The organism is Streptomyces sp. NPDC059003 (assembly GCF_042740445.1).
Lineage (GTDB): Bacteria > Actinomycetota > Actinomycetes > Streptomycetales > Streptomycetaceae > Streptomyces.
In genome coordinates, this window is record NZ_JBHYJH010000004.1 from 38,517 (window position 1) to 50,756 (window position 12,240).

8 protein-coding genes are annotated in these 12,240 nt (G+C 73.8%); 6 read left to right on the forward strand and 2 right to left on the reverse strand.

All coding sequences use genetic code 11. The features are described 5' to 3' along the window. Positions 1-116: 116 nt before the first annotated feature. Together ACFWZ5_RS03450 and ACFWZ5_RS03455 are read left to right on the forward strand one after the other, a co-directional pair. The gene (locus ACFWZ5_RS03450; RefSeq protein WP_384786303.1) at positions 117-614 is read left to right on the forward strand and encodes an AAA family ATPase; all 498 of its coding nucleotides are present in this window, start codon (positions 117-119) and stop codon (positions 612-614) included. A gap of 28 nt (positions 615-642) precedes the next feature. Continuing rightward, positions 643-1,887, forward strand: coding sequence for a styrene monooxygenase/indole monooxygenase family protein (locus tag ACFWZ5_RS03455; protein WP_384786306.1), 1,245 nt, complete (start codon positions 643-645; stop codon positions 1,885-1,887). Between the two features lie 35 nt (positions 1,888-1,922). Here ACFWZ5_RS03455 and ACFWZ5_RS03460 read toward each other — a convergent pair whose 3' ends face one another. Together ACFWZ5_RS03460 and ACFWZ5_RS03465 are read right to left on the reverse strand one after the other, a co-directional pair. After that, entirely contained in the window at positions 1,923-3,038 is a 1,116-nt protein-coding gene (locus ACFWZ5_RS03460; RefSeq protein WP_384786309.1) for a M4 family metallopeptidase, read from the reverse strand. Positions 3,039-3,226: 188 nt separating this feature from the next. Continuing rightward, complete coding sequence (locus ACFWZ5_RS03465; protein WP_384786312.1) at positions 3,227-4,762, reverse strand: FG-GAP-like repeat-containing protein; 1,536 nt, start codon at positions 4,760-4,762, stop codon at positions 3,227-3,229. Between the two features lie 248 nt (positions 4,763-5,010). Between ACFWZ5_RS03465 and ACFWZ5_RS03470 the strand changes: the two genes are divergently transcribed. From ACFWZ5_RS03470 to ACFWZ5_RS03485, 4 genes are all read left to right on the forward strand, one after another. Beyond that, positions 5,011-5,403: a CU044_2847 family protein gene (locus ACFWZ5_RS03470; protein ID WP_384786315.1), complete on the forward strand. Its 393-nt coding sequence runs from the start codon at positions 5,011-5,013 to the stop codon at positions 5,401-5,403. After that, entirely contained in the window at positions 5,400-7,652 is a 2,253-nt protein-coding gene (locus tag ACFWZ5_RS03475; RefSeq protein ID WP_384786318.1) for a trypsin-like peptidase domain-containing protein, read from the forward strand. The genes ACFWZ5_RS03470 and ACFWZ5_RS03475 overlap by 4 nt, the downstream gene beginning before the upstream one ends. 72 nt (positions 7,653-7,724) lie before the next feature. After that, positions 7,725-8,675 carry an AAA family ATPase gene (locus tag ACFWZ5_RS03480; RefSeq protein ID WP_384786321.1) on the forward strand — a complete coding sequence of 317 codons (951 nt, stop codon included), beginning with the start codon at positions 7,725-7,727 and terminating at the stop codon, positions 8,673-8,675. Then, on the forward strand, positions 8,676-12,170 hold the full coding sequence (locus tag ACFWZ5_RS03485; RefSeq protein ID WP_384786323.1) for an SAV_2336 N-terminal domain-related protein: 3,495 nt from the start codon (positions 8,676-8,678) through the stop codon (positions 12,168-12,170). Positions 12,171-12,240: the final 70 nt, after the last annotated feature.

Sequence of the window (12,240 nt, forward strand, 5' to 3'; positions counted from 1 at the left end):
CATGCCCCGGGGCTTGCTGCAAGCCCCCCTGTGAGCTATAAATTGAGAGTGGCAAGGAGCGGGAATCCTCCTTGCCTCTGTCTTTTTTTCACGCACGCTCTCGCTACCCTGGCCGCATGGCGGTGATCTTGGTGACGGGCATGTCGGGCACGGGGAAGTCAACGGCGCTGAACCTGCTGGAGCAGCGGGGATACCGGGTCGTGGACACCGACGTCGGCGGGTGGATCGACGAGCAGGCTCCGCACCCCGACGGCACCGGCGTGGAGCCGCAGTGGCGCGAGGACCGGATCGACGCGTTGATCGCGGAGCACGAACGTTCCGGGGAGCCGTTGTTCATCGCGGGCACCGTCCTGAACCAGGAGGAGTTCTACCCCCGTTTCGAAGAGGTCGTCCTGTTCAGCGCGCCCGTCGAGGTCATGCTCGAACGCATCGCGACCCGTGACAACAACCCCTTCGGCAAGTCCCCGGAAGAGCACGCCCGGATCGTGGCCGACACCGCCGAGATCGAACCGCTGCTCCGCTCGTCGGCCACGATGGAGATCGACACCCGAAGGCCGCTCACCGAGGTGGTGGACCGACTGGCAGCGCTCGTCGGTCCGGCTCGCGCATCATGAACGTGGTCACAGTGGGAAGGAGTGCGGGGTGCGCAGGATCGCGGTCGTGGGGGCGGGGCAGGCGGGGTTGCAGCTGGGGTTGGGGCTGGTGGGGGCCGGTTACGAGGTGACGCTGGTCGCCGAGCGGAGGCCGGAGGAGGTACGGTCCGGTCGGGTCACGTCGACACAGTTGATGTTCGGCCCGGCCCTGCGTATCGAGCGGGCAGCAGGACTCGCGCTCTGGGACGACACCGCCCCCGTCATGCCGGGGTTCGAGCTCAGCCACTGGGAGCCGGAGGGCCGACCGGAGGCGCCGGTGCGACGGTTCTCCGCACGGTTCGACGACGAGGTGCGCTCCGTGGACCAGCGGGTGAAGCTGTCGTCCTGGCTGGAGCTGTTCGAGGAGCGGGGCGGGCGCACCGAGTACCGGTCCGTCGGCCCCGCCGACGTGGCCGCGCTCGCCGCCGCACACGAACTCACCGTGCTCGCCACCGGACGCGGCGAGCTCTCCGCGCTGTTCGGCCGCGACGACTCCTGGCCCGCCCACGACCGGCCGCCGCGCGCCCTCGCCTGCTTCTACGTCAACGGAGTCGCCCACGACGATTCCGACCCGGCCGCCGGGTACGTCCGGAACACCGGCGTACCGCCCACCGGCGACGTGATCATGCTGCGGGCGCTCACGGTCGGCGGACCCTGCGACATCCTGCTGTTCGAGGGGAGACGGGGCGGGGCGTACGACTGCTGGGCCGACCGCCCCAGCGCCGTCGAGGGGCTCAGGCACGGCCTCGAACTGCTGCGGACGTACGCGCCGTGGGAGTACGAACGGTTCCGCCGCGCCGAGCCCACCGACCCGGGCGCCGCCCTGTACGGCGCGATCACCCCGACCGTCCGTCACCCCGTGGCGCGCGTGGACGGCGACCGCCTCGTCCTCGGCATGGCGGACGCCGTCGCCGTCCACGACCCGATCACCGGCCAGGGCGCGAACAACGCCGCGCGGGCGGCGGCCAGTTACCTGACCGCCATCCTGAAGCGCGGCGAGCTGCCGTTCGACGAGGGGTGGATGCGGGAGACGTTCGACACGTACTGGAAGAGCGCCCGGCACGCGCACGCCTTCAGTGACTTCATGGTCCGTGAGCCGGCGCCCGAGCAGCTGCAGCGCGCCATCACGAGCGCCTTCGACTACCCCGAGGTCGCGCATCGGTTCGCCAACGGCTACGCCGATCCGTCGACGTACCGCGAGTGGCTGATGGACCCGGCCGGTGCCGACGCCTATCTCGCCCGGTTCGACGCGTAACCCGGAGAGCGGGCCGGTGGGCCGTGCCGCGCGTCCTAGGTGACGTTGACCGCGGTCCACGCGCTCGCCACGGCGCGGTGTTCGGGGCTGTTCGTGCCGTAGAGGTCGGCCGCCGCCGCGAGGGTCGCCGTGCGGGCGCTTCGGTAGGTGGCCGACGAGGTCAGGTAGACGGTCAGGGCCCGGTACCAGATCTTCTCCGCCGCGGCCCGGCCGATGCCGGTGACCGGGCGGCCGTCGTACGTGGGGCTGTCGTAGGAGACGCCGTTGATCACCTTCGGGCCGCTGCCCTCGGCGAGGAGGTAGAAGAAGTGGTTGGCGGGGCCCGCGGCGTACACGGGGTGCAGCTGGCCGATGCCGGCGTACCAGTAGTCCTTGGACTGGCCGTCCCTGGAGGGGCGGTCCATGTAGCGCAGGGCTGACTCGCCGTTGACGTCCCGGTGCTCGCCGATGAGATAGTCGCCCGGGTCCGCCGCGTTGGCGGCGGAGAACTCCACCGCGGCGGCGATGATGTCGCTCGTCGCCTCGTTGAGCGCCCCCGGCTCCCCGGTGAAGCCCAGATTCGCGGTGGCCGCGGTGACGCCATGGGTCATCTCGTGCGCGCCGGTCTCGATGCGGACGAGCGACCGGTTGGGGACCGTGGTGCCGTCGCCGTAGGTCACGCAGGACGTCGCGGAGTCCCAGAAGGCGTTGAGGTAGTTGTTGCCGTAGTGGACGCGGCTGCACCCGCCCCTGCCGTCGCCGCGGACGCCTTTGCGGCCGAAGGCGGCGAGGAGGTGGTCCCAGACCACCGCGTGGATGTAGTGGGCGGCCACGGCGTCGGACTGGCGGCCGCCCTCGCACCAGACGTTGTCGTCGTCGGTGACCAGGGTGCCGGTCCCCGAGGTGCCGTTGTGCATGTCGTACGTCTTGTGGTTGCCGCGCTGGGGGTCGTTGAGCTCGTAGCGCTTGGTGACGGCGTTGTACGTGGTGTCCAGCGGCACGCGTCCCACGTTCGTGCCGCAGCCGACACCGGCCACGGCGGACTGTGCGGCGGGGCGGGCGTCGGCGGGACCGGCCTGCAGGAGCGTGGCGAGGACGGTGGTGAGAACCGTGGCCGAGGCGAGGAAGACGCTTGCCTTGGCGCGGCGTTGGCGTAACGACGATCTGGCCATCTGGGCTCCTTGACGTGTGGGGAGTGCGCCGAGATGAGCCTGCCAGCACGGTCATGGATTGTCAGGAGCCCGACAAGTCTTCGTAGCGGCCGCCGCCGTGGGGGGCAGGGCCACAGCGCAAGGGGCGAGGCCAGGTGATACGGGGTACCCGCCCCGTACGCACACCCGTCCCCGCCCCGGCCGCGCGCCTAGCGCAGCGTGCTGCCGAACATCGCCGCCACGTACGGCGCCCCCAGGTCCTTCGGACCGAAGGCGACGGCCTTCTTGGTCGTCAGGCCCGTGGACGTGGCGCGCAGGGACCACAGCGCGCCCGCGTCGGCGTTCTCGTTCACCGAGGAGACGGCCAGGTCACGGCGGCCGTCGCCGGTGACGTCGAGCAGCGCCGCGGCCGCGCCGAACCGGTCGTCCTTCTCGCCGACGCCGGGGATGCCGGGCGTGTCCTGCTGGAAGGCCTGGGAGCCGGTGCCGGTCACGCCGGACGCGCTGCCGCGGACGAGGGTGACGGCACCCGCCCGGGCGACGTTGCCGACACTCTCGCCGGGCGCGCCGACCGCGATGTCCGCGAAGCCGTCGCGGTCCACGTCACCCACGGCCACCGAGGCGCCGAACGCGTCGCCGTCCTCCTCGACGCCGGGCACGCCGGGCAGGTCCTGGTTGAACTTCTGGATCTCGCCGTCGCCCGTCTTCAGGCCGTTCTTCGAGCCGTAGGCGACCATGACCTTGGACTCGTAGTCGCTGCCGCCCACGACGAAGTCGTCGTAGTGGTCGCCGTTGACGTCACCGACGGCCAGGGCGCCGCTGGAGCCCGGGGCGTCACCGCGCTTGAAGCCGGCGGGCGAGCCGTAGAGCACGCTGTTGCCCCACTCGCCGTCGCCGTAGTAGTCGTTCATGGCGATGTCGGCACGGCCGTCGCCGTTGATGTCGCCGACGGCCTCCGGCACGACCGGGCCCTCCACGGAGCGCGGGCCGTCGATACAGCTGTCGCCGCGGTCCGGCAGCGGCGAGCAGTGGAGGTTCGGGCGCTCGTCGCTGTCGTAGCTCCACCACTGCGACTTCTCCATGAAGTCGAGGGTGGCGGTCGGCTTGCCGGTGCGGGAGATCGGGCCCTTCCACAGGCGCGCCTGCTGGTCGGTCGGGTCGTCGCCGTAGGAGCCCACCTTGGCGAACAGGGCCAGGTCGGTGGTGCCGTCGCCGTCGAAGTCACCGGCCTGCGGCGCGAAGCCGAAGGTGGGGATCTTGGTGCCGCCGGAGAGGCCATCCTTGGAGCCCCACAGGATCACCGAGCCGCCGGGCTCGACCACACCGCCGGAGCCGATGACGAGGTCGGTGTAGCCGTCCTTGTCCAGGTCGCCCTTGGTGAACCAGCGGCCGAACTCCTGCTTCGTGGTGGCCGCGCCGGGCACACCGCTGGTGGAGCGGCTGATGATCTTCTTGTTGGCGGGGTCGAGGCCGTTCTTGGAGCCGTACGTCACCGCGACGTACCCGGCCTTCTTCTTCCCGGAGACGGTGGCGCCGGGGGCGCCGACGACCAGGTCGGCGTAGCCGTCGCCGTTGAAGTCGTCCGTCGCCTTCGCGGCGGCGGCCTTGCTCTCGGCCTTGCTGGTGGTGGGAGTGGCGGCCTCGGCCTGGCCCTGCCCGAAGGTCCAGATCGTGAGCCCGCCCGTCACCAGGGACATGGCGATCAGGGGGGTGGTCAGTCGGGCTCGGCGTCGTGCTCGCGACATATGGCTTCCCATAGTTCCTTCGCTCGGAGGTCGGCTCGTGAACGTCCAGCTGTGTGACAGCAGGAATTCACTGCCGGTTCATGTCCCTTGACCTCCCGTGCCCCGCAATGGTTGTACGGCACCACGTGCGACACGGCTCTCATGCGGGGGGCCGGACCGGGGGACACGTGCCACCCCGGGGACCGCGCCGCCCCCGGATTCGTCAACTCCCCTATCTCAGACGTGTGTTGATCTGCACAATGCATGCTGTGCCGCACTACGAATACGTGGAGTTCACGCTCGACGACGGAGCGCAGGTCCGGCTCGAACTGGCCGGAGCGGGGGCAGCCCCCGGGGCTCCGCCGCCCGGCACGCCCGCCGACCTGCCGGGCGGGATCTCCGGCATGACCCCGGTCGGCGGGGGCGCCCGCGTCGCCGCGGCCGCCACGGACGCGCTGCGCACCGTGCTCAGCCCGCTGGGCCCGGTCCTGCAGCAGGTGCACGACGCGGTGCGCACCATCCCCGACCCGCCCGGCGAGATCACCGTCGGCTTCGGCGTGCAGATCGGCCAGGACCTGAGACTCGGCATCGTCGGGGCGGGCGGCCAGGCGAGCATGACGGTCTCGGCGACCTGGCAGCTGCCCCCGCGGACCGAGACGTGAGCTGGTTCCAGGCGCCGGGCGACGACCGGCGCGCGGACGCCCGCGGGGCACTCGTGCGGGTCCTGTCCGCGGACCGGGCCCGCACCGCGGGCGCCGGCGTCTACCTCTGCGGCCGACGGCTCCTGACGTGCGCGCACGTCGTCAACGCGGCGCTCGGCCAGCGGATGCTCAGCGCCCGGGACCCGGGCCGGATCACCCTCGACGTGTCGTTCCCGGTCCTGTCCGCCACCGACACCCGCCCCGCCCGCCTCGTGACCTGGATCCCGCCCCGCTCGCCCGCCCACGGCCCGGTCCCCGACGGCGCCCTGGAGTGGGCCGGTGACCTGGCCGTCCTGGAGCTGGGGGAGGAGCCGCCCGCGCCCGCGGGCCCGGTCCGGTGGCTGGAGATGGCGCGCGGACAGGAGGTCAGGGCCTGGTACGGCGGCGGGCAGGCGTTCACGTACGCCGACGCGCGCGTGGCCGCGTACGACGACGGCGTCGGCTACCTCGACGGGCAGCTGTCGGGCGCGGCCGTCGACGAGGGCTACAGCGGCGGACCCCTGTGGTGCCTGGCCGCCGGTGCCGCCGTGGGCCTGGTCATGGGGCGGATCACCGCGCCGGACACCGCGCTCTCCGCACAGCACACGGTGCGGCGCAGCTGGGGCGCGGGCTGGCAGTACGTGCTCGCTGAGCTGCGCCGTGCCGGGGCCCTGCCCGAGGCCCAGCTGAACCAGGTCCTGCACGCGTCGGCGCCCTCCTCCGACGCGGACGAGACGGTGCGGGACATGATGATCGGCCCCCTGCACATCCTGCTCGGCGACCCTTCGGCCCGCGCCGCCCACGCCGGCGCCCTCGCCGCCGAACTCGGCCTGCGCGCCCCCGCCGACGGCACCGCACCCCTCGTAGAGGAACTGGCCCACCTGCTCACCCGCACCGAACGGGCGCTGCCGACGCTCGCCGAATCCCTCGCCCCCATGGTGGCCGACGACCCGCGCGGGCGCGGTGAGCTCGACCGGCTCCTTGCCCTCGGTCGCCTCGCGGACGCCGCCCGCCTCCTCTCCGTCGCCGAACACCGGCTGCTGCTCGCCAAGTTCGAGCACCTGAGCCGGCACGACCCGGGCCTGCTGCACCGCGCGGCCTCCGAGGCCCTGCCCTATCTGGAGCTGCCGCAGTCCCTCCAGGCGGCCCGCCTCGCGCCGTCCGCCGTGCCGGGGGTCCTGCGCGAGCTGGAGACCTGGCCCGGCGACGGATCCCCGGTGCCCGACGAGACGCCCCGGCTGCCCGCCCTGCTGCGCGTCGTCGAGTACGTGGCGGCCGAGACCGGCGGCCTGGCCTGCCGCGCGCTGCAGGAGTGGAGCGGCCGGGTCGCCGCACGGCTCGGCATCCACGAATCCGCGCTGCGGGAGCGGCGGGCGGACGCCGAACGCTGGTCGCAGCGCACCGCCCCGGCCGGTGCCCGCATCCTCGTGGAGCTCGACCGGCACGCGAAGGACCCGGTGGACCACTACCGCTGCGCGGTGTGGCGGCTGCGGGCCGACGGCAGCGCCGCCCGCGCCGTCACCGGCACCGACCGGCCCCGCACCGGACGGGAGGTCGCCCGCCTGATCCGGGAGACCGCCGGCGGCACGGAGGGCGCCGAGCACGGGGTCGCCCTGGTCGCCGTGTCCGTACCGCCGGACGCGTTGGAACTGCCGGTGGACGAATGGGACGGCGCCGACGTCGACGAGTACATCTCCGCCCCGCTCGGCGAGGACTTCCACCTCATCCTGCGCTGCCCGAAGCTGCGCCGCCGCTCGCGCACCGGCGCCGCCGACCTCAAACGCCGCTGGAGCGCCCGCCACCACGGCGAGGCCCTGCGCACCGACCAGACCGCCGGTGGCCGCGCGGCACTGATCGGACTCCTGAAGACCACCCACCGGGACACGGCCCGCGTCCTCGTCCAGGGCACGGCCGCGCAACGCGGCGAACTGCTGCCGGTGTGCCTGGTGATGGGCGTCCCCATCGTCCTGTGGGACCGCGGTTCGCGCGCGCCCGCGCCCGGAATCGAAGCGGTCGGGCCCGAAGGGCCGGTCGACGGGCTGCCCGAGCGCGTACGGCACTTCAGAGTGCGGGCCTACGCCGACGCGGGGACCGGCGCGCGGCCCGCCCTGGTCTGGGAGGACACCGAGGTGCCCCTGCCGGACGAACTGCAGCTCGCCGACCCCGCACAAGGACTCGCCGACCCCACGCAAGGGGCCGACCCCTCCCAAGGAACGGAGCAGGCCATATGAGCCGACGCACGGAGCGGGCCGCCATGCGCCCGAGCGCGGAGGACGCGGCATGAGCCGGACGGAGCGGGTGATATGACGGAGAGCGACGAGTGGCGGCTGTTCCGCGGCGACCGCGTGGTCCGCCAGGTGCGGCTGCCCGAGGCCCCGCCCTGGCGACGGTTCCCCAACGGAGGGGGCAGCCGCACCCGGCCGCGCCCCTACCTCATCGGCCGCGCCGAGGCCGACGTGGTCAGCGCGGCCCTGCACCTGCGGCGCCCGCTCCTCGTCACCGGCCACCCCGGCACCGGCAAGTCCTCGCTCGCGCACGCCATCGCGCACGAGCTCGCCCTGGGCCCGGTGCTGCAGTGGGCCGTCAACAGCCGCTCGGCCCTCAAGGACGCCCTGTACGGATACGACGCCATCGGCAGGCTCCGCGAGACCCATCTGCGCCAGGAGCGCGGCGACCGGGAGCCGGGCATCGGCACCTTCGTCAGGCTGGGCCCGCTGGGCACCTCCCTGGTGCCCCGCGACCGGCCGCGCGTCCTGCTCGTCGACGAGCTCGACAAGGGGGACGTGGACCTGCCCAACGACCTCCTCACCGTGTTCGAGGAGGGCGAGTTCGAGATCCCCGAGCTGTCCCGGCTGCCCGAGGACCAGTCCGAGGTGCCGGTGCTCACCCACGGCACGGACAGCGAGTGGGTGACGGTCACCCGGGGCCGCGTACGCTGCCGGGAGTTCCCCGTCGTCGTGATCACCAGCAACGGCGAACGTGACTTCCCGCCCGCGTTCATGCGCCGCTGCGTACGCCTGGCCCTGCCCGATCCGGACGAGGCCCGGCTGCGGGAGATCGTCGCCGCGCACCTCGGCGACGACGCCCTCGCCGGCGTGGACGACCTGCTGCACGCCTTCCTCAACCGCCGCGCCCCGGGCGAACTCGCCACGGACCAGCTGCTCAACGCCGTGTTCCTGCGCAAGGGCGGCGTCGACCTGAACGCCGAGGGGCTCCTGGACGCCGTACTGCACCGCCTGGGCGGAGCCCTCTAGATGCCGCCCGACCTGCCGCCCGATCCGCCGCCTCATCCGCCGCCCGGCGGCACGGGACCCGGGCCGTCCGACGGCGGCCGGCCCGGACCCGGTGGCGGGACGCCACCCGCCGCCCTCGGTCTCCTCGGCCGCATCACCGGCCACGACCTGTCCATCCACGAACTCCTCGACGCCCTCTGGCTCGCGGCCCGCCTGCCCGCGGACGGCGGCACGCCCCTCGCCCACGCGCTCTCCGCGACCGTGCGCCCCGCCCCGCCAGGACCGGTCGACCACCCCACCCCCGGCGGCCCGGCCGACACCGCCGCGCCCACCGACGACACCCCGACCCCCGACACCCCGGCGCCGCCACCGCCCCCGGCGCAGCTGCTCGGCGCCCTGCACGCGGCCGCCGCGGCCCGCAGCGCCCCCGAATTCGCCCAGCTCGGCACGGACGACGAGGACCGGTTCGCGGCGGACGACGGCGCGCTGCCCGTGCGCGTCCCCGAGGAGAAGGCCCTGGGCGACGAGGAGCTGCGCTTCGGACGCTCGCTGCGGCTCCTGAAGCAGCCCCAGCCCCACCCGCACAAGCGCGAGTTCGACGAAGCGGCCACCGCCGCCGCGATGGCCGAGACGGGACTGCCCGACGTGGTGACCCGGCCCGCGCGCCAGCGCTGGCTCGACCTGGTGCTGCTCATCGACGACGGCATCTCGATGCTGCTGTGGCGGCGCCTGGCCACCGAGCTGCGGGCCCTCCTCGAACGGCTCGGCGCCTTCCGCGGCATTCGCGTACAGGGCCTGGACACCCGGTCGCGGCGGGCGCCCCTGCTGCGCGCCCGCCCCTTCGACCCGCACTCCGCGCTGCTGTCGCCCGCATCGGCCGTCGACCCCTCCGGCGGCACGCTGGTCCTGGTGATCAGCGACGGCGTGGGCCCGTGCTGGCGGGACGGGCGGATGCGCAACGCCCTGGAGCGCTGGGCCCGCCAGGGTCCGACCGCGATCCTGCAGGCCCTGCCCGCCCATCTGTGGGACGGCTCGGGCATCCGCTGCGAGCCCTGGCTGGTGACCACCCGGCGCCGCGGCGCCGCCAACGACACCTGGGACGTGGCCGATCCCCTGCTGCCGCCCGGCCTCGGCGACGACTTCGCGGACGTCCCCGTACCGGTGCTCGAACCCTACCCACCGGCCGTCGCCGCCTGGGCCCGGCTCGTGTCCTCGCCCGGCGCCAGCACCGAACTGCCGCTCCTCATCCCCGCGCACACCCCCGCACCGCAGCGCCGCGCCGACACCCGCGGCACGGACGCCGCCACCGCCGTCCTGCGGTTCCGGGACGCCGCGTCCCCGCAGGCCTACCGGCTCGCCGCGCACCTGGCCGCGGTCTCGCCGCTCACCGTCCCCGTCATGCGGCTCGTCCAGGAAGCGGTGCCGTGGCGGGCGGACACCGCCCACCTGGCCGAGGTGTTCCTGGGCGGGCTCATGCACCAGGTCGAGCCGGCCGAGGCCCGACTGCCCGCGCAGCACCGGCGGTTCGGGTTCTCCCGGGACGCCCAGGACATCCTGCTCGACACCGCGTCGCCCATCGACCTGCTGCGCACGACCAGGGCGGTCACCGAACGCCTGCGCGCGCTCGTGGGCCGCTCACCGGACTTCCCCGCCTGGCTCGCGCACCCCTCGGGAACCAGCGAACTGCTCCCCGGTACCCGCCCGTTCGCCTGGCTCGAGGACCGCCTCCTGACCCACCTCGGCGCCCGCCCCATGGCCGCGCCCGTCCCCGTGCGCGCCCCCGGAGGGGAGCCGGTCCAGCTGCCGACCGGCCTGGAGACCGCACCCTCCTGGCTGCCCCTGCGGCTCCAGGACCTGCACGCCCTCGGCCCCTACACGCTCCAGTACCGTGACGGCAGCGGCGGCACACCCACCGCGTACATCGGGGAGGACGAGGACGGGCGGCAGGTGCTGCTGCGGGTGTCGTACTCGATCGCCGATCCCGTGGTCAGGGAGCTGCTCGACATCGAACGCCGCGCGCTGCGGCGCATGGACGGCGTGTACGCCCCGGGTGTCGTGGCCAGCGACCTGGAAGGCACCCCCGCGCCGTGGCTCGCCCTGCACCTGGAGACGCTCAGCGACGGGCGGCCCGCGCCGACGCTGCGTGCCGTCCTCAACGCGGCCGGACCGCTGGCCGGCACACCCCTGTTCCTCTGGCTGGGCTGGAACCTGGCGCGGGCGGTGAGCCGCTGCCATCGGCGCGGCATCGTGCACGGCTCACTGACCCCGGGCGTGGTGTTGGTCACCGAGTCGACCCTGCACATCATCAGTTGGGCGTCGGCACGCATCGACGGCGCGCGCACCGCGTCGTTCTCGGCGATGCCGCCCGCCTCGCCCTACCGGGCCCCCGAGGCACGGATCTGGGGCGAGTCCCGCATCGCGGCCGGCGACGTGTACGCGCTGGGGGCGGTGCTGCTGCACGCGGCGACGGGGAGGGCCTGGCAGGGCTACGAGCGCGACAGGCTGCGGCACGACTGGCGGTTCGCGGAACTCGACGCGGACCTCGCGGACCTGCTGCTGCGCTGCACCGCGACCGAACCGGAGCGGCGGCCCACGGCGAGAGAGGTGGTGGACGCCTTCGGGGCGCGCCTTCCGGGCGGGCAGGAGTGGCAGGACGCCGAGGACGAGGAGTCCGCAGCCACGCCCCTCGCCACCGAGGGCGACGGCGCGGACGAGGAGGACAGCGACACCGAAGCCTGGACGCGCACCATCCGGGCTCCGGTGCGGGCCCCGCTGCGGATCGCCCTGGTGGGCGTCAAGGACGGCGTCGGCTGCACCACGACGACGATGATGCTGGGTGCCGTGCTCGCCGACCAGCGGCAGGAGCGGGTGCTCGCGATCGACGCCGACCGGCATGCGGGGCGGCATGTGCACATCGGCGGCCGCGTGTTCCGCAGATCGTTCGCGAGCCTGACCGACCTGGCCGCGTCGCTGCACGAGGTGAGCCGCTTCGACGAGCTGGAGCTCTTTCTGTCCCCGCACCGCTCGGGCCTGCTGATCCTGGCGAACGACTCGATGTCCCGCCCGTTTCTGGCCGGTCAGTACAGCGACCAGGACTTCCGCAAGGTGGCGCGGGCGACGGGGCAGTACTTCCGCCTCACCCTGATCGACTCCGACCGGCCGGTGCCGCTGGTCCTGGACCACGCCGACCGCGTCGTCATCGTCTCGCGCGCCGACCCCGCGGGCCTCACCCAGGCCCAGCAGACCATGGACCGCCTGGTCACCCTCAACCGGCCGGACCTGGTGGAGGAGGCGGTCGTCGTCCTCAACCACAGCCGCCCCGCCGCGGGCTGGACCCTCGACGCCGCCGCCGTACGCGGCCTGCGCTCACGCTGCCGCGGCATCGTCACCGTCCCGCGCGACGGCCACCTCGCGATGGGCAGCACCGTCGAACTGTCCTGGCTGACGCCCACCGCGTACAAGGCGTATCTGCGGCTCGCGGGGCTGCTGCTCGGACCGCGGCCCACGTTCCCCTGACGGATGGGCCCGCTTCCCCGACGGGTTCGCGGCCGGGGCGCGGCTCGACGTGAAGCCGCCTGGACCGGAC